This is a genomic window from Pyrinomonadaceae bacterium (assembly GCA_036277115.1).
In the GTDB taxonomy this organism is placed as follows: Bacteria; Acidobacteriota; Blastocatellia; order Pyrinomonadales; family Pyrinomonadaceae; genus UBA11740.
The window spans coordinates 1-20,957 of record DASUNM010000021.1 but is presented as its reverse complement, the minus strand read 5'-3'; the positions used below and the strand labels follow the sequence as shown (position 1 = coordinate 20,957).

The following is a 20,957-nucleotide window of genomic DNA, read 5'->3' as shown; positions in this document are numbered from 1 at the left end:
ATCCAAAGCGGTGTCGCGCTTCGCTTGCCACCGCACTCCAAATGATCCCGCGCTGACGAAGGGCAGTCCCGTCTTGTGATACCTTCACTGCTCGATGGACGACGCGACTATCGCCGCCATAGTTTCTGAGATCGAGCCTCTACTCATCGGCCGCTCCCTGGGAAAGATCTTCCAATTTACGCATCAGTCGCTCGCCATTGATTTCGGCCTTCGTGAACACGGCTATCTTTTCATTAGTGTCGACCCGGCCGCACCTCGTCTGTATCTAATTAAGCGACGCGTCCGAGACTTGGAAAAGGCTTCGGTGCCAACGACCCAATTCGCCTTGAGCGTGCGAAAGGAATTGGCGCGCAAGATCGTGACGGGCGTTGAGAAGCTGCCTACCGATCGCGTCGTAACGCTGAGCTTCGAGGGCTCAGATGACCTGGGTCAGCCGACGCAGCCCGCGTTGATTGCGCAACTGACGGGACGATCGGCGAACCTTTTTCTATTGAACGACGCTGGCGTCATCACTGCACGCCTGAAGGAAACCAAAGGCGCCGGGCAAACCGTCGGTGAGAAGTATCAGCCCCCGAAGAGCGGCGCGGCACACGCTGCCGGGAAGCCCGCGAGAAGCCCCGAGTTAAGTGACCGCGGTTCGTTGTCCGAGGTGCTCGATCATGAGTACACCGCACTCGAGGAGAGTCGCGGGTTAGACTCACAACTCGCGGCTGCGCGGGCCGAACTTCAAAGGGAAATTTCGCGACGCCGGAAACTACTGAAAAAGCTCGAGCGCGACCTCGAGGAACATTCGGGCGCTGAACAACACAAACAAATTGGCGACCTGCTGCTCGCGAATGTGACCACGGCGCAGCGTGTTGGCGGCCGGCTCAAACTCAAAGATTATTTCGCGGATGGCGAGCCGGAAATTGAAATCGAAGTTGATGAGAAGCTGACCGTGCCTGAAGAGGCTTCGCGCCGCTTCGATCTCTACTCCCGTTCAAAGCGAGCGCGAGTCCAAATAGCCAACCGTTTAAAGCAGGTGAAAACGGAACTCGCGGATTTGGGGATCAAACGCGAACGGCTCGAAACGTCGCCAGGTACGTTCGCCGGTCCCGCATCAGCCCCGGCGGAACCTAAGGCCAAAACCAAATCACGCGAAACGCGCGTACCGGGCACGCGTCGCTACCTTTCATCTGACGGTTACGAGATCCTGGTCGGCCGCGCGGCGCGCGACAACGACAATCTGACATTCAAAATCGCCAAGCCTAGTGACCTTTGGCTTCATGCCGCCGACTATCCGGGCTCGCACGTCATCGTCCGCAATCCGACGCGCAAAGAGATTCCCCAACGAACGCTCATTGAAGCCGCTCAGCTCGCGGCTTATTTCTCGCAGGCCAGCAAAGACCCGAAGGTTGGCGTGCACTACTCTGAGCGTAAGTTTCTTTCAAAACCGAAAGGCAGCGCCGCAGGCCTCGTGCGCATGTCGAAATCTAAGAACATTGTAGTTAAGCCGGCGGAAGCCGTCGCGCGCGTTCTTTAGGTAGGATTCAGAACGTTGGTGTTGTTTAGCGGCAACTCGATAGTGAATGTAGTTCCCTTCCCACGCTCACTTTGTACGTCGATGCTGCCGCTGTGCAGGTCGATGATTTGACGCACGATTGAAAGTCCGAGGCCTGTACCGCGTTTCTTTGTAGTGAAGAACGGTTCGAACAAGCGGCTCACCGTTTTCTCGTCCATGCCCGCCCCCCGATCGGAAATCTCTATTCGCACGCGCGGCGTGGTGATAGTCGTGGGAGCGCCTATTAGCGCCGGACTGGAACCCGGATCAATCACTTCAGTCGAGATTTTCAACGGCGCCCGCACTTCACTCGCATCAATCGCGTTGGCGAAGATGTTTACGAACACTTCACTCAGCTGCTCCTGGTCCCAGACACCGCTAATTTCCGTTGATGCGTATCGCTTCTCAATCGGCGTTTCCTTTTCTTTAATTCGATCGGCGACCAGGTCGATGCTCGCGTCGATAGTTTCGTGCAGATCGACTTCCGTGCGATCCAACTCACGCCGCCGTGAAAACTGCGTGACGTCAACTACGAGTTTGTTTAGATGCTGAATGCCGCGCTCTACCAGCGTGATCGTCCGGTGCGCTTCCTCGGCCGTTGTGTACTCGCGCAACATTTCGACGCCCAGCCGAATACTGCCCAGCGGATTCTTGATTTCGTGCGCGAGTTGCGCGGCGGCTTCGCCGACGGCGGCCAAAGCCTCTGTGCGCCGCAAAGCTGCCTCCGACTTGGCTGCTTCGGTGACATCAACCAAAGTCAGGATTTGACCGTTTTGATTGTCGATTTCGATCGGCGACGAATAGACGTCAAAGGTGTGCGTCGCCCCATTGTCAGCCAGATTCCAACGACCGCGATAAGTTGACGCGACAACATGCGAAGCCGTGGCGGATTCAAGCAGCTTCATGCCTTCTGTTGAGTCGTTCTGGTCGTGAATCGACGAACCGATGGCAACGCGTGGAAAGATCTTGAAGAAAGCACTATTCGCGCTGCGAATCCGGTCGTGGCGGTCGATAGCGGCGACAGCGCTTACCATCCCTTCGAGCATCTGGTTGCTGAACTCACGTTCACGACGCGCGGCTTCCACGCTCTCGCGAGTTTGGCGATAGCGCCGTTGCGCCGCCAGAACGGTCGCGGCGGTAACAAACAGGCCCGCGAGAATGGCGATAATCGTCCAGATCTTGATCGATCGCACGGCAGCGTTCGCGAGCTGTTCACTTCTGTCGAATACCTGTCTTTGCTCAACCCCGTTGTCCTGGATTAGCTCGTTCAATTCCCGATCGACGGCTTGAAACTGCGCGAAGCCATTCAACGAATAGTTGTCCGCATCCCGGGTCGTCTCAACGTAGGCCTCGAGGTCGCGATGGAAGGTTTGCCATTTGGGCAGCTGGGAAAGTGGTGGCCGGCCCAATGACGGCATCCGATTCGTTAGCTCGTTGCGCGCGGTGCTCAGACGCATGTCAAACGGCGGGCGCAACTCCTCACGCGCTTGCGCCTCCATCTTGTCGCGCGCTTCGTTATCCAGGCGCGTCAGCGCGATTCTCAGATGGAGAAGCAACTCCGCGCGCGCATTGAAGTGCTGTTGCAGGTTCAGCACTTCCCGACTCGTATCCTGGACGCGACGAATGCTGAGATTTCCGAGAACGATGACGAACAGAAGCAGCAACGCGCAGCCGACCAGCAGCGGCAGCAGCGTCGGATCCAAGCGCGGTTCACCGGGGCCACGTGGGGGCGTGGTCGTTTCCGAGGCCGCGACACGACGATAAACAATGTCACCTTCGGGAGACGTCTTTTTTCCTTGATGTTCCGGGAACGACATTGAAGGTCTTGGTCTTTGGTCTTTTCTTTGGTCTTTTCTTTGGTCTAAGACCTGCCCACAGCTCACTGCCCACTGCGCACTATTTCTTAGCTGACATCCAATCGTCGCCAATACCTGCTTCGGCAATGAGAGGCACGTCCAGTTCGACCACGTTTTCCATTTCCCGTTTCAGAGTGGCGGCCACCTTCTCAGCATCCTCAGCCGAGCATTCGATCAAAAGCTCGTCATGCACCTGCATCAACATCTCGGCATTCAACTTCTCACGCCGAAAAGCTTCATCGGCCCGAAGCATGGCCATCTTTACAATATCGCTCGCCGTGCCCTGAATCGGCATGTTGATGGCCTCGCGTTCAGCGGCGCGGCGGATGTTCGCATTGCGATCGTTGATGCCCGCCAACGGACGAATGCGTCCGTACAGCGAGCGGACATAGCCCTGTTCACGCGCCTGCACAGGAATCTCTTCCATATAGCGTCGCACGCCTTTGTACGTCGCGTAATAATCGTCGATCACTTTGCGTGCTTCCTGGCGCGAGATACCAACACGCTGTGACAAACCCCAGGGCTCGATCGCGTAGGCGATTGCGAAGTTCACAATCTTTGAGAAACGCCGGGCCTCTTTCAGTTCCGCATCAGTCTTGGCGCGGAAGACCAAACGCGAAGTGCGATTGTGGATGTCGTCGCCCTTTTGGAATGCGTCGAGCATCACTTCGTCGCGTGTCATGTGCGCGAGCAGTCGCAATTCCAGTTGTGAGTAATCGGCCGAGATTAGCTTGTTTCCTTTTTCCGGGACGAAGGCGCGGCGAATCTCACGGCCGAGCTCGGTGCGAATCGGAATATTCTGCAAATTCGGATCGCTCGCGGAAAGCCGCCCGGTGGCGGCAACTGTCTGGTTGAGTTGTCCGTGAATTCGGCCGTCGGCAGCGACCTGATGCGGCAGCGCGTCGGTGTAGACGCTCTTCAATTTCTCCAGTTCACGGTATTCGATAATCAAACGCGGTAGTTCATGCGTGAGTGCCAGTTCCTCGAGCACGGCTTTGCTGGTAGAGACACGACCGGTCGATGTCTTGCGACCGGAGATGATGTTCATAGCCTCGAAGCACTCTGCGACTTGCTTCGGCGAATTGATATTGAACTCGCGCCCAGCCATCTGACAGATCCTATCAGTCAGACTTTCTAATTGTTCGCCCAGCCGGCCTGATAACTCAGCCAGCACTGCAATGTCGATGCGCATACCCGCGCGTTCCATCCGGTAAAGCAGCGGGGCGAGCGGCAATTCGACGTCGCGATAGATGGTGCCGAGGTCCTTTTCATCAATTCGCTGCCGCAGAACAGTGGCAACCTGGGCCGTTAAGTCCGCAACTTCGACTGCCTGCCAACCGCTTTCACTCCAACCGTCGTGAGGCGGGCCGCCGCCTTCAATGCCAACTGTGTCACGCGCCAGATCAACGAGGTCGTATCGGCTGCGCGTCGGATCGATCATGTAAGCCGCCAGCAGCGTGTCGTCCGCAATCCCGGCGAGTTCAATTCCCAACGGCGTTAACAGAGCCGTCGCGCGCTTGTAGTCGTGGACGGACTTCTCAAGCAAGCCGTTGGCGAACAGTTCGCGCATGGAAGCCACCGCGGTGTCCTTGCCTTCGGCAAAGCTCTCGAAATCGACGAATGCTGACTTGCCTCCCGTCGCCGAAAACGCGATGCCCCGCGCGCCATGATCGTCGCGAGTGCTCTGCTGCTGACCAGCTCCGGCCGGCGTGGTGTTTGATACCGCGAACCCGACAGTTTCCGCCTGCCAAAGATTCTGAATTAGAGCGTCAAGCTCAGCTTTGTTCCGAATCTGCCGGTAATCGCGCTCGGCCGTAATGCGCGCGCTGGCGACCGCGCCATCAGCAAATTCCTGGGTAAGGTTGGCGAACTCAAGTTCACGAAACAAATCATACGCAGCGGCGCGATCCGGTGGGCGACGTTCTAGTAGTTCAAGATCCAATTCAACGTCGAGATCGGTTCTGATCTGCGCCAGCTCGCGCGACTGTCGTATCAGATCGGCATTGTCGCGCAGCGATTCGCGATAACGTTTGTTTTTTATTTCTTCCCAGTGTTCGAGCGCGTTTTCGATCGATCCAAACTCCTGAATAATTTGCACAGCGCCCTTCGGACCAACGCCGGGCGCGCCCGGAATGTTGTCGATCGAATCGCCCATCAGCCCGAGTAAATCGACGAGCTTGGCCGCCGGCACGCCGAACTTCTTTAGCACCCAGCCTTCGTCGCACCATTCGATTGGCGGCACGGGCTCTCTGCGTTTCACGACCTGCGAGTTCTGCCGCATCGCGACAATCCATGGATCACGCACGAGCTGGCACATGTCCTTGTCATTCGAAACGATGACTGATTTCAGGCCTTTCTCTGCCGCTTTCACCGCCAGCGTTCCGATCACGTCGTCGGCTTCGTAACCGGAAAGGCTGATCATCGGCACGTTGTACGCTTCACATAGCCTGCGGATGTAAGGAAGTTGAGACGCCAGGTCGTCGGGCATTTCTGTGCGCGTCGCTTTGTAATCCGCGTATGCCTCGTGGCGAAACGTTTTCTCTTTCGACTCGAAAATCGCGGCAATGTATTTCGGCTGCTCGTCCTGGATGAGTTTGCGCAGCATGTTCGTGAAGATGTAAACGGCACCCGTCGTCTGCCCTTTGGCAGTCATAAGCGGCGCGGCGCGATTCACCATCGGCGCGTAAAAAGCGCGGAAGATGTGCGACATCGAGTCGATGAGAAAGACTCGCTCGGCCGGCTGCGCGTCGGCAGGGGATTCTGTTTTCGGCATGATCGAATTTGATCATAGGGTTCAGTTTTGAGTAAGGCAAGCGGCTGTTTGTGCGACGCATAACATCTATCACTCTGTTTAGAGGCGGGCTAACGCCCGCCAGGCGCGTGGCGTGAATGCTGCGATTTAGATCAGGCACCGTCGCCACGACGCAACAACACGATCGATGAAGGCGTGCAATCAACGCACGTCAATGCAGGCATGAGCCTTGCACATCAATACGGCTCGGCGTAGTTAACTTCCATGCGACACCACCACGAATGAAGCAAACGACTCTCGCTGCACCTGTTTCAACTAAAGGGATTGGACTTCACACCGCCGTGCCGGTGACGGTGAGCTTGATGCCTGCGCCGCCGGACACAGGTTATGTGTTCCGGCGCACGGATCTGGGCGGCTTTGAAATTCCGGCAACTGTGGAGTCCGTCGCACACTGCAGTTACGCGACGACGTTGATGCGCACGGGCGTGATGCTTTCGACCGTCGAGCACCTGTTGTCGGCGCTCCGTGGCTGCGGGGTAGACAACGCTTACGTGGACGTTGATAACCTGGAGATTCCCATCATGGACGGCTCGGCAGAAACGTTCGCTGAGATGATCGAGTCTGCCGGCGTCGCCGAACAATCAACGGCGCGGCGCGCGCTGATGGTCAGAGAACGCGTGACTGTCGAATCGGGCAATCGCCGCATCAGCCTGGAGCCTGCCGAAACTTATGAAATCGATTGCTTGATCGATTTTCAGCACCCCATGATTGGAATTCAGCATCGCCGGCTGGTGCTCGAGAATGGATCATTTGGCCGCGATATCGCTTCGGCACGAACCTTCGGGTTTATCGAAGAAGTCGAAGCCTTGCGACGCGCAAACCTGATCCGTGGCGGCTCGCTTGAGAATGCGATCGTGCTTACCAAAACGGGAATGCTGAATGAGACCGGGCTGCGATTCTCCGACGAATTCGTCCGTCACAAGATTCTCGACATCATTGGCGATTTCGCGCTGTTGGGAATGACGCTGCAGGGACGAGTCAAGGCTGAACGGAGCGGCCACCTGTTGCACGCCGCCTTGATGTCTTCATTGCTGCGGAATCGAAAGGCCTGGGAGATTGTCGACCTGCCGGTCCGGGCGCCCGCCGCGGTCACCGCCGGTTGACCGAGACTGGAGCGCAAGCGTCTCGCATGTCGGAACCATGCTGACTGTCGTTTAGAGGTGGGCTACTGCCCGCCCGCAAATAGTCGGGCGGTAGCCCGACTCTAAACATAAGTATTAGGATTTTAAGCGGGACGATTGCGCTCCAGTCCCGCCATCCCCGGGGTTGTTACTTTCTGCTACAATAAATTTCCGCCAAACGCTCGTTAGATTTCCGGCATCTAACTCTGGCTAATTGATTCGGAGGGTTCTTCAATCACATGAAACTCAGCTTAATTCTCGTGGTTCTATTAGTGGCCGTTCCGGCTTTTGCTCAACCGCAATCCGCCCGCAACCAACAACCTGTCGTCACTGATGACGAGGTAAAAGTCACCGTCTACAAGCAGTTCTGGGACAATCGGGTCCCCAACCCGACGGTCGCCTACCAGGCTGCCCGGGATTACATGCAGCGTTACAGCAAGGAAGACGATCAGTACACGCGTTACCTGAAGGTGTGGATGGCGGCTTATGAAGAGGACGAGCGGACGGCGCGTATGGCCGCTGAGCGCGCGGACCGAGAGCAGCAACTGCTGGGCAGCTTTACCGTAAAGAACTATGCCAAGGCGTACAGTCTGGCGACTCCGGTTTTAACTGATAATCCTAATAACCTACGGGTCTTGATTGCCTTGGGCTATGGCGCGGTGGCTGCGAGCGCCGAGCGAAACGAAGCCTTCAACGCCGAGGCGGGAATACACGCCGCCAAGGCGATTCAGCTGATTGAGTCCGGTAAGACTCCGGTTGGTGAAGGCGGCGGCGCAGTGTGGGCGCCGTTCAAGAGCAAGGAGGACGTCCTCGGATCATTACATTACGCGCTTGGCTTTTACGCGTTGAAGCCGACGCCGGATTCGGCTGTTCCCCACTTCATTAAGGCTGCGCAGGTCGACGCTGATCGGCGGAACTCACCGACCACGTATTCTTTGCTGGCGCTGGCCTACCAGAACGGTCCGTACAAGCGGTTGTCGGAGGATTTCACGAAGCGATTTGGAAATCAGCCTGAGTCGCCGGAGAGTAAGGCTGCCTTGGACGGCGTCAATAAGGTCGTGGACAAGATGATCGACGCCTACGCGCGCGCCGTTGCGCTGGCGGGGACGAATCCGCAGAACCAGGCAGCGAAAGCTCAGTGGACGACGCAGCTCACCAACTTCTACAAGTTCCGCAACAACAACTCGGACGCGGGACTGAACGAGCTAATCGCAGGTGTTCTGGCCAAGCCTTTGCCGCAGTAGTAGGTTCGTGGCACAGACTTCAGTCTTTGATTCTTCGCGCCGAATCGCAGACTAGAGTCTGTGCCACCCACCTTGACAACGCATCCTCAATCATTAGAATCGAATTTCTTTGATAGAGCGGGAGTAGCTCAGTGGTAGAGCATCGCCTTGCCAAGGCGAGGGTCGCGAGTTCAAATCTCGTCTCCCGCTCCAAAATTTCGAGAACGAAAGCGGAAGGATGAAGAATCGGTTTTCAGTTTTCGGTTTTCAGTGTTGCAACCGCTAAGTTGCGGTTAGGGCTGAAGACTGCAAACTGAAAATGTGAATCTTCATCCTTCCGCTTTTTCATGCTTAATGGCGGCGTAGCCAAGTGGTAAGGCAGAGGTCTGCAAAACCTTTATTCATCGGTTCGATTCCGATCGCCGCCTCCAAATCCTTCAACAACTTAGCGCTTCTCGTTAAAACTTCGAAAACCAGTGTGTAGTAGGAATTGTAGTAGTCTTACTCAATCGGGCTGTTTTTGCAGGCGTTTGAACAACCAACCGGGACAATGATGAAAGAGGCTAGAGAGCCGGTAAATTCAACCACGATCTAATTGGTCGCATACGATGCAATTCAATCGTAACCGCTGCGGAGATTTTGAGTTGACGCGGCTCTTGGCAAAAGTCGGGATTGGGGGCGACTTCTGCATCAGACGCTGGGGTTAAGATAGTCGGCGTTCAGAACTGAACATCTGTCTCGGATTCGTGATGGCCTCAATCCTTGAGACAAGGGCGGCGTTAACTCTGAAGCGCGCGCCGCCCCTTTCTTTTCCAACCGAATCGGCATCTCTTTTCCAACCGAATCGGCATCAACCTCTACAGAATCCTTGACATGTTCCAAACAGCCTTTATACTGGCGCGCATTAATCGGCTCCCTGCCGCTCACATCATCGGATGTCTCCGGTGGTCAGCCGCTCACCATCACAATCAGCACTAGCCCGGCGCATTATCGGGTTCCGCAGAGGGGGACCACATGCCAATGAAACGCTTCTTAAAGTGGACAAGCATCTTGCGGTGTCTTTTGTTTGTCGTCGTCATCGCTGTTGCAGCGCAGGCGGGTCGCTTACTCCACTTACATATGAAAACTCGAATTGGCCCACGCACGGTTGGCGCGGCGGTTCGCAGACCTATTCCCTATGCGGTCACGTTGAGAGAGACTGTTCGCGGACCGGACGGCACGACAACGGAAGGGCCTGAATACACCTACGCCGTTCGCTCGGACGGGTCGAGGATGATGCGATTACGCGGTAAAGGTTTACAACGGATCATCTATCTCGCTTCGGGCTTCCAAGTGGACACTAACGATCAAACCAATACCAAGAGTTCGATTAGAAAAAAGAATTACAAACCCCTCGATTCGCAGCGGGACCCTAGTTCCATGTGTGTCAATTCGCTAGCCGGAACGCCCATGACTTCCCCGCCATCGGATACGTTTGTAGGCGAAGAGACAATCGCCGGATATCGAACCGCCAAAATTGTTGCGGGCATCATCACTTCATGGTATGCGCTGGATTATGGTTGTGCTCCCGTGAAAGAAAGGTGGCAGTTTAGCGCCACGGAGGTAAGCGAAAAAGAATTGGTTGCGCTCGTTGCCGGCGAGCCGGATCCAAGTTTGTTCGATGTTCCAGCACACTACCGTGAAGTCCTGCCCTCCGAGAGGCTATTAGGTCCCAATAAGGAGGCACCAGGTTGCGACGAAAAGTCCAGGAAAGCCTTTCAGGAAGCCGATGATGAGTACAAGCGCCTGAAGGCGAAGCCTCAGTAATAGTGCGCAGTAGGGTAAACGGCCGGATCGATTTGAGGAGAGTGAAAAATGAAGAGTCTAATCCTTGCTGCGACTTTATCGGCGACCGTTGGCTTTACCTACAGCGCCCTCAGCGCTGGATCGTTTAATCCACCGCCACCAAATGATCCGAATTGTTACAAAAACTGCGGCGTCGGAGAGGTAATACAATTTACGCATCGAAGTTGTAACGAAGGCCCGTTGGCGTGCGATGTCACACGGTGTCGCTGGTCAGCGGGATTTTTACTCTGCGGCTTTAGTGATCCTTACATTGATCGTTGCACCCCTCCTGGGGTGGAATTCATCTGGTGTAGAGACCAGCCTATCGCGGAAGAAGAGTGCGAGGATAACGGGTACTATTGGAACTACACTACCAACGAGTGTCAGGAAAGTCCGCCGAGCGGCGGTGGTTGTGCCGGTGGCGGATGTGAGGGCGGCAATTTCATGCCAGAATGCGAACCCGGTACTTGGGGGAGTTTAGAATGCTGTTGCTGCGTAGATTCTTACGGCACCTGCGTATCGAGCCCGATTCTTATCGACGTGCTAGGTAACGGGTTTGACTTAACTAACGCCCCAGGTGGAGTCAACTTTGATGTGAATAAGAACGGCGCTGCTGAAAAAACGGCATGGACGATACAAGGCTCAGACGACGCTTGGCTGGCGCTGGACCGCAACGGTAATGGACTAATCGATGACGGCGCAGAATTGTTCGGCAACTACACGCCGCAGCCAACACCTCGTGCTGGTGTTGGGAAGAACGGTTTCCTGGCGCTTGCAGTATTTGATAAACCAGTAAGCGGTGGCAACAGCGACGGCGTGATTGATTCACGCGACCCAATCTTCACTAGCTTACGACTGTGGCAGGACACGAATCACAATGGCATTTCGGAGGCTGGGGAATTGTACACACTGACTGAACTGGCCGTTGAATCAATCGGCCTGGATTACAAGCTTTCAAAGAAAACTGACGAACACGGTAATCAGTTTAAGTATCGGGCGGAAGTTGCCGACAGCCAGCATTCCAAAGTCGGACGCTGGGCTTGGGACGTATTCTTGCGCACGCAGTGATGAGTGTTCATCATTTGAACCAAGGGCGGCGCAGGGTGAGAACCTGGCTGGTTTCCTTCATCAACAACCCAATCCAGAATAGCGGGAAACAGAAAAGCAGCATTAACGCGAACACGACCAACCGCCGCTGCTAATCTTACTGACGGTAAACGATGGTTGATTTGTGCCGCAATAGGGACAGCGGTATTGGCCGTAGGGGTAGCTCATGAGCGCCGACCTATATCAGCGTCGAGCAACCCCGGCAAGTTGATTTTAAAACTAGCGTGCGGCTGTCTTTGGCGCACGCGATTCTACGGAGTGCGCCGCTAAACTGCGCGCCGGCCGGTTACCAGCTGAATGACCAGCACGACGAGCGCGATGACCAATAGCAGGTGCACCAAGCCACCGCCAACCTTAGCCAGGAAGCCAACCAACCACAGAATCAGGATGATCACTAGAATCGTCCACAACATAGGTTTTTCTCCTTTGTATCGCCATCCCGACACGTCGGGATTCCGACTTTACTGCTAATTAGGCCGCCTTACGTTTTCTGGCGAGGCTCTTCTTCAACACTTCCATCAAGTCAACGACTTTCCCTTCGTCGCGTTCGGTCTCTTCGACTTCGACGACGTCCTTGTGCTGTTTGCGTTTCTTCTCGACGAGCTTGAGTAGTTGCGCAGTCTTTTCGTCTTTAAGTTCTTTCAATGATAGGCGCTTGTCTGAGTGTTTGGCAATGAAGTTCTCGAACTTCTTCACGGTCGCCGCCGGCACCTTCTTCTTTTCGGGCAGATCAATTTCTTTTACCGATCGGATTTCGTCCGGAAAGCGCATCGTCTCAGCGCGCATGATTTCATTCTCAGGAAATATGGTCACCAGGTATTCCTTGCCGCGCATTACGAAAGTCGCGATGCCGGCGAGGCCTTCATTCTCCATCGTGGCAGTTAGCAGCCTATAGGCCTTCTCAGAGCCTTCAGATGGAACAAGAAAGTATGAACGGTCAAAGTACAGCGGAGGAATCGACTGCAAATCGACGAATCGTCGCAAGTCGATGTCGCGGCTGCTGTCTGGCGCAAGCCGTTCCAGTTCTTCGTCGGTCACCGGAACGTATTTCTCTTTGTCGAATTCATAGCCGCGAATCATTTCATCGTCTTCAAGATCCTTCTCGGTCTTTTGCGAGAAATAGCGACGCGAAAGCGGTTGGCCGTCTGGCCCAAGCATCCGCAGCGGCGCACGGTTAGTGCGCGTGCCGGGGTAGAGATCAACCGGGACACTGACTAAGCCAAACGTCAACGTGCCTGACCAGAATGGCCGCGCGGAACGAGCTTGAGATTCATCGTCAGCGCTCTGGCGTTTCTTTGTTGCTTTCTTACCTGCCATCTGTCTTTCGCCCGCTTCGCGGACTAATGAATTGATCTGCGCCCTCCCTCACGGTCGGGCTGCACCCACCCGCTACTGCGGTTACTGACACTCATTGCTCACGGCCCACTGCGCTCGCTACGCTGCTTTCTTCTGCTTCTTCAGTGCTTCGATACTCTTCGACAGAACCTTGTCGAGCGACGTTGAATGCTTCTTCGACTTCACCAGTTGCAATCGCGGCTTGTGACCTTTGGCTTTCTTCTCGACAAACTCCATCACCCGCGCGCGATACTCGTCTTTATAGTCCTTCGGATCGAATTCGCCTTTCAGGAGTTCGACTAGCTGTTTGGCCATGTTCAGTTCTTTCTTTTCCGGCGCGCGGCCGGCGGGACGCGGCAAATCTTTTGCAGACAAGACTTCTTCCGCGTTTCGTAGTGTGAGCAGCACCAAATGGTCGTCCTCAGCCCGCAAAGCGCCGACATAAACTTGTTTCCGCATTACCCAACGCACCACACCTTCACGATTCTTGTTTTGTAACGCTTCAACGAGCGCGAAGTACGCCGCCGCGTCGCCGTCCGGCGCAAGATAATAAGGCCGGTCGTAATACTCCGGCGGAATTCCTTCGGGCGGCACAAACTGCTCAACCTCAATGTCGCGCGAAGCTTCCGGCTCAAGACTCTCCAATTCTTTCTCGTCAAGAATCACGAACGTGCCCGGCTCGACTTCGAAGCCTTTCTGAATTTCTTCCTTAGAGACTTCGTCGCCCGTCTCAGGATTTATCATGTGCTGCTTGACGCGGGTTTTGCTCTTAACATCGAGAACATGAAACCGCACAGTCTGGTCCTTGACGGCCGAGTACAACTTTACCGGCAGCTTCGTAGCCGCCAGTTTCAGATTCCCTTTCCAGATTGCTCGCGCAGCCATCATGCCCTCGCAGTTTTAGCCGTCTCACACGGCGTACAACTTGAACAACGAATCTCGATTTCGATGGTCGTCTCGACGCACATTACGCACAGCGGGCCGTCGCAATCCACGCAACGAACCTCCGTCTGGTATGCATACGCCTGACTGCATGCCGGACAGATTCCGCCGTCCTCCTCCAGCCACCACGGCCGGTTTCTCTTAGGTTTTGGCATTCTTCGGGAACTCTTAGAGCATTTCGAGTTCCACAAATTCGGTTTTAGAAAAGAAGAATAGGAAGGTATAGAGCCGATGCAGGTGGGAGGCCCTTTTTCGGATCACTAACTGCCGTCAGGGAAGAATTACTTGTATCGATAAGTGATGCGTCCGCGGGACAAGTCGTAGGGCGACATCTCAACGCTGACACGATCGCCGACCAGGATGCGAATGCGATGCTTGCGCATCTTGCCCGACACCGCAGCCAGCACCACGTGCGAGCTGTTGTCGAGCTTTACCTTAAAAAAAGCGTTGGGCTGCTTGTCGATTATCACGCCCTCCGCTGGAACCAGATCATCTTTAGCCATTCAGTATCTCTCCTTAAAACTAAACTCAATCTTGATAATGGTCGACGATGCTTCGCTGCAGCGCCGTGGGAACGAGCTTCCAGCTGGTCGCGCTCAAATCTTTGCTGGAAAAGCTCGCCGATGATACACGAGAAGCCGACCACTGTCTGTCAGCCAGCGTCCACCGATAAAACGGACCATTTTCGCGACGACTATAAAACGCACCCGAGTCTGTGGCGCGTTCCTCGGGCAGAATGTTAACGTAAACTCGCAGACCGTTCATCTTTCGACCAGCTAAATTAACTTCAGCAGCATGAAGAGCACTGGCCCCAACACTATCGTCGCCACGATCATGTGCAACCAACTCAGGGCCAATCGACCGCAATTCGTGCATTTCATTTTCCATAGCGGGAGCACCGTGCCGCAATCGGAACATGACCAAATGATCCTGGTCCGCGGCTTGGCTTCTTCAGACTCTTTCATATGACGGCTTTCGCTTCTTGTCGCCGGTTACCAGTTGCCACATCGTCGCCGTCGAATTGAATCGAACCCGCTTTATCCTTCGGGCCAGACCAAGAAACTGCAGGGCGCGGATGCCCCACCAATTGAAATCAATCTCGTACCACTTCAAACCGTGTTGCGCTGAAGTGGGATGAGCATGATGATTATTATGCCAGCCCTCGCCGAAAGTGAGTAACGCCACCCACCAACTGTTGCGCGAGTCTTCGCCGGTTTCGAAACGCTTTCTTCCCCACATGTGCGTGGCGGAGTTCACCAACCACGTCGCATGAAGACCCAGGGTCACGCGCAGAAACACTCCCCAAAGCATTACGCCGAATCCACCGAACGCGAGCAGGCCCAGGCCCACCACGATAAGGGGAACGTAATAATACTTAGTCAGCCAGACGTAGTAACGATTTTTGATCATGTCCGGCGCATAGCGCGCGAGTGTGGCCTGGTCGTGGTCCTGGGCCGCGCCCCGGAGAATCCAACCGACATGTGCCCACCAGCCGCCGTCGCGTGGTGTATGTGGATCGCCTGTGCGATCCGTATGAGCGTGATGAATGCGATGCGTCGTGACCCACTGAATCGGCCCGCCCTCGAGCGACAGCGTTGCACATGTGACCAGGAAATATTCGACTGGCTTCGGAACCTTATACGCGCGGTGGGTGATGAGGCGGTGATAGCCCATGCCGACGCCCAGCATGCCGGCTACCCAATAAAGTATTACTGCTGTGATCAGCGCAGGCCAGCTCCAAAAAAAGAGCGCCACGATCGCCAACACATGACTAATGATAAGAAAAACCGCCGTGCCCCAATTGAGTCCCTTCGTCGGAGGTCCTGTTTTTTCACTCGCTGTCTTCATGGTCAAACGTTTCCCACTCCTAAAGCCATCGCCGAACGTATTTCTTCGGCCCCGGCCATTGCTTTAATCTTCTTCAATTCTGTCCGCTGGAAACCAAAGAAGGTGGCCATCTGGACAATCTGGTTTCGACTTACAAAGTCGGCTGGGTTAGAGCAGAATTTTTGTATCCCCGGATTGAATTCACGGCAGCTCATGCCCTTCGGAATTTTGAGACCCAGCCGGCAGTCACCATCTGCCGTAAAGTTAACGCAAAAATCACAGACGATCATCTTATTTGCGCTTCTTGCGAAATCGCGTTACCGGTCGCCTGGCTAGCATCAGCGGGAAAGCTTTTGATAGCGTTCGCTTCGGTGTCGTGAAGCTGAAAGACCGCAAACAGATTCGTCGCCTGCATCAACTGACGCACCGTGGGCGTCAGGTTGAATAACTTGAACTGGCCCCCACCGTTCTTTACTGACACGTACGTCGCCACCAACTCTCCCAGGTTCTTCGCACTGATCGAGTTGACTCCATCAAGACTCAGCAGGATATGTTTTCGTCCGGATGCCAGAAGCGCGGCCGCAGCATCGGCCAACGGCACACTGCTTCCGCCGAAACGCAGCTTGATTCTCAGCATTGCATCCGTGTGCAGGATGGTAACGCTTCCGACTTGCCGCTCTCTGATGCCTAGTTCGCTCAATAGTGTTTTCCCGTGAGCGACGCACACGTCCCCGCCAACGATTTCCGTTTTGCGAAATTGAGCTGTTAACTTCAGATAATCTGGGGAATTCCAGAAGAGCTGCGGATGGAGTTAGCTTGACCCAATCTCTTAAGAACACTACACGCGTGCTTTGTGTGTGTCAAACATGAGATATATGCCGTTGATTAAATATTGGACAGTCGCAGGATATAACGTGTATGCTGCACCCTCGACAAAGAAAAGGTGGAATGATCAGAGTTCAAATTGATCTCTTATTGAAAGCGCAGGGCCGATCGTTTTATTGGCTGGCGAAAGAAACCGGGGTTAGCCACACCACGCTTTGGCGTCTGAAAAAGGACAAGGCTCAGGGAATCACCTTCAATACGCTTGAGAGTATTTGCCGAGCTTTAGGATGTCAGCCAGGTGATGTGCTAAAAGTCACCCGTGACCGTTCGATCAAACAGCGTCGCTAAGGTCCGCGCGCCCTTCAATGATCCACTCCCCACCGGATTTGTTTTCCCCTGGCGCAGTCATGGTTCGACCATGCGGTGGTTAAGACAATTAGGTAAGGCTGGAGGAAAACGATGAAAGTTCTGCTCGTCAATCCTGAATTCCCGGATACATATTGGAGTTTTCGCCATGCGCTGCCTTTCGAAGGTAAGCGATGTGCTTTCCCGCCTTTGGGCCTGTTAACGGTGTCGGCTTTGTTGCCGGCGTCGTGGGAAAGACGACTGGTCGACCTGAATATCGAAAAGCTGCGAACATCCGATATCGAATGGGCTGACATGGTCATGGCAACCGCTATGTTGGTGCAGGAAGACTCGCTGCGAGAGGTCGTCCGGCGGGCAAAAGCTCGCGGTAAACGCGTAGTAATTGGCGGCCCTTACATAACGACGACGATTCACGACCTGCCCGACGCTGATCACATTTTTCTCGGTGAAGCCGAGACAACTTTGCCGCAGTTCATCGAGGACCTGGCGCGCGGTGAAGCTAAACGGTCATACCAGGCTGCTGAGCGTCCGCCGCTATCTGCGACGCCACTCGCGGATTTTGAACTCGCTAACATGAAGCGCTATAGCGCGATGTCAGTGCAGTATTCCCGCGGCTGTCCCTTCTCATGCGAATTCTGCGACATCATTGAAATCTACGGGCGCGTACCGCGAACGAAAAGCAATCAACAGATGGTCGCCGAGTTCCAGGCGCTGTACGATCTGGGTTGGCGCGGCACCCTGTTCGTCGTTGATGACAATTTCATCGGCAACAAAAAGAATGTCAGGCAACTGTTGCCCGAGCTCGCCAGATGGCAGAAAGAGCGAGACTATCCGTTTTCACTTCTCACCGAAGCCAGTCTGAACCTCGCTGACGACGAGGCCTTGCTCGCCAGCATGCGGGATGCGGGCTTCCATCGCGTGTTCATCGGGATCGAAACCCCGGTCGCAGAGAGCTTGCAGGAAGCCCAGAAGCCGCAGAACCGCGGCGACCTACTCGGTTCCGTGAAGAAGATTCAGAGTTACGGAATGGAAGTCATGGCCGGGTTCATTGTCGGGTTCGATAATGATCCGCTGGACGTCTTTGAGCGCCAGATCGATTTCATTCGCAAGAGCGCCATCCCATTGGCAATGGTTGGCTTGCTCAACGCTCTGCCCGATACGCAATTGTGGAGAAGACTGGAACGCGAAGGCAGGTTGCTGGGAAACGATGCTACCGGAAACAATACCGTGTGCAGTCTTAACTTCAAGACGATAATGGATCCCGCATTATTGATTCAGGGTTACCAGAGAATCATGCAGACCATTTATAGTCCGCGCGAGTATTACGAGCGGGCTCTCGTGTCCATGAAGCGAACAGCGACCGAGTTTGTGGAGCGGCCACACTACAACGCCCTTAACGCGCTCGCTTCCTTCACGCGGATTTTAGTTAGACTGGGAGTATTCGATCGCGAGCGCCGGGAATTCTGGCGCTTCTTCACGAAAACACTTCTCAAACACCGCAATCGATTTGCGGAATCGATGCGCCTGGCAGCGATGGGATATCACTTTCGCAAACTAAGCGACGCGTACAGCGAAAGCTAAACGCTCGCCTGGACGCTCGAGTGGATCAGCCGCCGCATTCGATCGGCGAACAAAACATCCATTTTGCCGGTTTCGATGATCGCGGTTACTTCGCCTTCGCCGAAAGTCGGATGCATCAGCACCTGTCCACGGCGATAGGTGCGCGCGCGGTCGTAGGGTGCACCGACTTTGCTAGACGTTCGCCGCGTGGTCCCGCTCTTGTAAGGAACGCGCGAGCCGCAGATCGGGCAACTCACCCGCGTAATCTTGCCCTTCTTAGTCATTGAGGCGACGATGTGGCCGCGTTCTTCACCACAAGTGATGCACATCTGCTCAACTCGATCTCCGATTGCGAATGTCTGTTTGTCTTCCATGGTGCTCCTTCTAAGTAATGCTCTCTGTTAGTCGTCTGGACGGTTAATAGCCCTCTTATCTCGCGCGACGCGGTCGAAACGATCGCATGGTGCTGCTTCGCGGCCGCGTGGCGCCGGCAATTGGCTTGACCGCTAACACTGAGGCGGTCTGCACTCCCCCAAATCCTTCGGGGACAACGCGCTTCACTGCTTGTCCGGTCAGTCTTTCAATGGCTCGCATTGACAGCTCGTCGACCGGCGCAACGATCGTAATCGCCTTGCCCTGGTTCCCGGCTCTGCCGGTGCGGCCGACGCGGTGAACGTAATCTTCCGGCGCGGCCGGCACGTCGTAATTAATCACGTGCGAGACCGAATCAACATCAAGTCCGCGGGCCGCGATGTCCGTCGCCACCAACACGCGGGTGCGACCGTCGCTGAACTCCCGCAAGGCGGCCTCGCGCTGCGGCTGCGAGCGATCGGCGTGAATGCGATCCACGCTGTGATCGCGAGCTTTCAAAATGTGTGACAGGCGCTCGGCGCCGCGCCGCGTTCGCGTAAACACGAGCACGCGGGCGAACGGTTCCCGCTCTTTTTCCAGGAGATCGATCAGGAGCGCTGTTTTGGAATGCTGCTCGACATGGTAAACGGTCTGTTCGACCATGGTCGCCGCTTGACCACGTTGATTTACTTCAATCAACCTGGGCTCTTTCATCGTCGAACGAGCAAGCTGTTCAATGTTTCCGGACATCGTCGCGGAAAACAAAAGTGTCTGCCGTTTTGAAGGCAGCATCGAAAGCACGCGCCGGATGGCGGGCAGAAATCCCATATCCAGCATGCGATCTGCTTCGTCCAGGACCAATACCTCGATCGTGGAAAGGTTGACCGCTTGTCTTTCAGTGAGATCGAGTAAACGTCCAGGCGTAGCGATCAAAACGCTCGCTCCGCGACGCAACTCGCTGATTTGTTTTCGTATGTTTGCGCCACCGATCGCAATTACGCTGCGATTGTCCTTCGACAGGTTGAGCTCGCCATAATTCTTTTGAATTTGCAGCGCCAGCTCACGGGTGGGTGCCAGTACCAGCACTCGCAGGCCGGGCCGCGCGCGCTCGCTGATCTTCTGCAGAATGGGAAGTAAAAATGCGGCCGTCTTTCCGGTGCCGGTTTCGGCACAGCCGATTACGTCTCGGCCGCTGAGAATGACAGGAATCGCCTGTAGCTGAATAGGTGTCGGTTCGTTATATCCGAGAGACTCGCAAGCGCTCAGTTGCGCAGGCGCAAGTCCCAGTTGAGAAAAATCCATAGAGTCCTTTTGTTTAGGGCGACAGATTTGTCGCCGAGATGTATGTACTGCAAGTAACAGGTCAGCCCTCCGTGTCCGCCATGATTAACGCTCGCGCGAAAGACCGCGGGGGACACAAAGGTACTGCTCACTGCTCAACCGCTGACTGGTTTATTACCAGCGCGGTTCGCGACTGCCGCCGCCACCGCCGCCGTAGCCGCCGCCGCTGCGACCGCCACCACCACCACGATTACCGCCAAAGCCGCCGCGGTTGCCGCCAAACCCACGACCGCCACCGCCGCCGCCACTGCGATTCTCGCGTGGTTTGGCTTCGTTGACTTTCAGGGCGCGTCCGCCGACTTCTTTGCCATTGAACTGATCGATGGCTGCTGCGGCTTCTTCCTTGGTGGACATTTCGACGAAGGCGAACCCTCTCGAACGTCCGGTGTCGCGGTCTTCCACGACACTCGCTGATTCAACCGTGCCGGCCGTTGCGAACAATTCCTGCAGCTCCTGACTGGTGGTTTGGAAAGCGAGGTTTCCAACATAAAGTTTTGTTGACATAAAGATATACCTTTTCCCTTTGGGAATAAAAAGAAGCTGCGAATCGGATGGGCTTCGGCGAAACGGTAGCGGTCGAAGGACCAGGTTCGGATGCTCTTGAAGAGCGGCTTCGAAGTGTGAAACAAGCCTGCTCTCGAACTATCCAAACGCCAGCGCTGACTCTTTATGCGCGGAGCGCATCACCGTTGATGCGCGAGAGAAGGATTAACCAGAGCCTATGATGCCTTATGGATAGGGTCAGTTGCAAGCCCAAAAGAGTATATGCATCACCTACAGAATATATTTCGAGTCGACAACATATTTTAGATGTGGTAAATAGACTTCGCAGTTATGATCGTGCCCAGACTCGACAAAGTATTAGCCAGGGAAAAGCGTACCTTCTACTGGCTGGCAAAGCAGACGGGTGTGAGTCATACAACTCTA

Annotated in this window: 20 protein-coding genes and 2 tRNA genes; 9 read left to right on the top strand and 13 right to left on the bottom strand. The window is 55.1% G+C overall.

Annotation, left to right across the window (positions count from 1 at the left end):
* Positions 1-94: 94 nt before the first annotated feature.
* Positions 95-1,522 (top strand): NFACT family protein, encoded by a 1,428-nt coding sequence (locus tag VFX97_04395; protein ID HEX5702434.1) that lies wholly within the window; start codon positions 95-97, stop codon positions 1,520-1,522.
* On the opposite strand, the gene VFX97_04390 is transcribed toward VFX97_04395, so the two are convergent.
* Together VFX97_04390 and polA are read right to left on the bottom strand one after the other, a co-directional pair.
* The gene (locus tag VFX97_04390) at positions 1,519-3,357 is read right to left on the bottom strand and encodes an ATP-binding protein (GenBank protein HEX5702433.1); all 1,839 of its coding nucleotides are present in this window, start codon (positions 3,355-3,357) and stop codon (positions 1,519-1,521) included. The genes VFX97_04395 and VFX97_04390 overlap by 4 nt on opposite strands.
* A 79-nt stretch (positions 3,358-3,436) precedes the next feature.
* Positions 3,437-6,169 (bottom strand): DNA polymerase I, encoded by a 2,733-nt coding sequence (gene polA / locus VFX97_04385; protein HEX5702432.1) that lies wholly within the window; start codon positions 6,167-6,169, stop codon positions 3,437-3,439.
* Positions 6,170-6,429: 260 nt separating this feature from the next.
* Here polA and lpxC point away from each other — a divergent pair, with 260 nt between their 5' ends.
* The 6 genes from lpxC (at position 6,430) to VFX97_04355 (ending at position 11,444) form a co-directional block, all read left to right on the top strand.
* Positions 6,430-7,311 (top strand): UDP-3-O-acyl-N-acetylglucosamine deacetylase, encoded by an 882-nt coding sequence (lpxC, locus tag VFX97_04380; protein ID HEX5702431.1) that lies wholly within the window; start codon positions 6,430-6,432, stop codon positions 7,309-7,311.
* Between the two features lie 257 nt (positions 7,312-7,568).
* Positions 7,569-8,573, top strand: coding sequence for a hypothetical protein (locus VFX97_04375; GenBank protein ID HEX5702430.1), 1,005 nt, complete (start codon positions 7,569-7,571; stop codon positions 8,571-8,573).
* A 117-nt stretch (positions 8,574-8,690) separates the two neighbouring features.
* Positions 8,691-8,765 (top strand) — tRNA-Gly (locus VFX97_04370).
* A 143-nt stretch (positions 8,766-8,908) separates the two neighbouring features.
* Positions 8,909-8,983, top strand: a tRNA-Cys gene (locus tag VFX97_04365).
* Between the two features lie 688 nt (positions 8,984-9,671).
* Complete coding sequence (locus VFX97_04360; protein ID HEX5702429.1) at positions 9,672-10,358, top strand: hypothetical protein; 687 nt, start codon at positions 9,672-9,674, stop codon at positions 10,356-10,358.
* A gap of 48 nt (positions 10,359-10,406) precedes the next feature.
* Complete coding sequence (locus VFX97_04355) at positions 10,407-11,444, top strand: hypothetical protein (protein HEX5702428.1); 1,038 nt, start codon at positions 10,407-10,409, stop codon at positions 11,442-11,444.
* A 305-nt stretch (positions 11,445-11,749) separates the two neighbouring features.
* Here VFX97_04355 and VFX97_04350 read toward each other — a convergent pair whose 3' ends face one another.
* The 8 genes from VFX97_04350 to VFX97_04315 form a co-directional block, all read right to left on the bottom strand.
* Positions 11,750-11,896: a lmo0937 family membrane protein gene (locus VFX97_04350; protein HEX5702427.1), complete on the bottom strand. Its 147-nt coding sequence runs from the start codon at positions 11,894-11,896 to the stop codon at positions 11,750-11,752.
* A gap of 58 nt (positions 11,897-11,954) precedes the next feature.
* Complete coding sequence (locus tag VFX97_04345) at positions 11,955-12,800, bottom strand: Ku protein (GenBank protein ID HEX5702426.1); 846 nt, start codon at positions 12,798-12,800, stop codon at positions 11,955-11,957.
* Between the two features lie 117 nt (positions 12,801-12,917).
* Positions 12,918-13,703 (bottom strand): Ku protein, encoded by a 786-nt coding sequence (locus VFX97_04340; protein HEX5702425.1) that lies wholly within the window; start codon positions 13,701-13,703, stop codon positions 12,918-12,920.
* Positions 13,704-14,041: 338 nt separating this feature from the next.
* Positions 14,042-14,263 (bottom strand): translation initiation factor IF-1, encoded by a 222-nt coding sequence (gene infA, locus VFX97_04335; GenBank protein ID HEX5702424.1) that lies wholly within the window; start codon positions 14,261-14,263, stop codon positions 14,042-14,044.
* Between the two features lie 25 nt (positions 14,264-14,288).
* Positions 14,289-14,648: a hypothetical protein gene (locus VFX97_04330; protein HEX5702423.1), complete on the bottom strand. Its 360-nt coding sequence runs from the start codon at positions 14,646-14,648 to the stop codon at positions 14,289-14,291.
* A gap of 63 nt (positions 14,649-14,711) precedes the next feature.
* Positions 14,712-15,608 carry a fatty acid desaturase gene (locus VFX97_04325; protein HEX5702422.1) on the bottom strand — a complete coding sequence of 299 codons (897 nt, stop codon included), beginning with the start codon at positions 15,606-15,608 and terminating at the stop codon, positions 14,712-14,714.
* A 2-nt stretch (positions 15,609-15,610) separates the two neighbouring features.
* Complete coding sequence (locus VFX97_04320; GenBank protein ID HEX5702421.1) at positions 15,611-15,877, bottom strand: hypothetical protein; 267 nt, start codon at positions 15,875-15,877, stop codon at positions 15,611-15,613.
* Positions 15,874-16,287 (bottom strand): STAS domain-containing protein, encoded by a 414-nt coding sequence (locus tag VFX97_04315; GenBank protein HEX5702420.1) that lies wholly within the window; start codon positions 16,285-16,287, stop codon positions 15,874-15,876. The genes VFX97_04320 and VFX97_04315 overlap by 4 nt, the downstream gene beginning before the upstream one ends.
* A 248-nt stretch (positions 16,288-16,535) precedes the next feature.
* Here VFX97_04315 and VFX97_04310 point away from each other — a divergent pair, with 248 nt between their 5' ends.
* A complete protein-coding gene (locus VFX97_04310) occupies positions 16,536-16,760 on the top strand; it encodes a helix-turn-helix transcriptional regulator (protein HEX5702419.1) in 225 nt (74 codons plus the stop codon).
* A 111-nt stretch (positions 16,761-16,871) separates the two neighbouring features.
* Positions 16,872-18,359: a radical SAM protein gene (locus VFX97_04305; protein HEX5702418.1), complete on the top strand. Its 1,488-nt coding sequence runs from the start codon at positions 16,872-16,874 to the stop codon at positions 18,357-18,359.
* On the opposite strand, the gene VFX97_04300 is transcribed toward VFX97_04305, so the two are convergent.
* From VFX97_04300 to VFX97_04290, 3 genes are all read right to left on the bottom strand, one after another.
* Entirely contained in the window at positions 18,356-18,712 is a 357-nt protein-coding gene (locus VFX97_04300) for a hypothetical protein (protein HEX5702417.1), read from the bottom strand. The genes VFX97_04305 and VFX97_04300 overlap by 4 nt on opposite strands.
* 55 nt (positions 18,713-18,767) lie before the next feature.
* Positions 18,768-19,991: a DEAD/DEAH box helicase gene (locus VFX97_04295; protein ID HEX5702416.1), complete on the bottom strand. Its 1,224-nt coding sequence runs from the start codon at positions 19,989-19,991 to the stop codon at positions 18,768-18,770.
* Between the two features lie 153 nt (positions 19,992-20,144).
* Positions 20,145-20,534 carry an RNA-binding protein gene (locus tag VFX97_04290; protein ID HEX5702415.1) on the bottom strand — a complete coding sequence of 130 codons (390 nt, stop codon included), beginning with the start codon at positions 20,532-20,534 and terminating at the stop codon, positions 20,145-20,147.
* Positions 20,535-20,957: the final 423 nt, after the last annotated feature.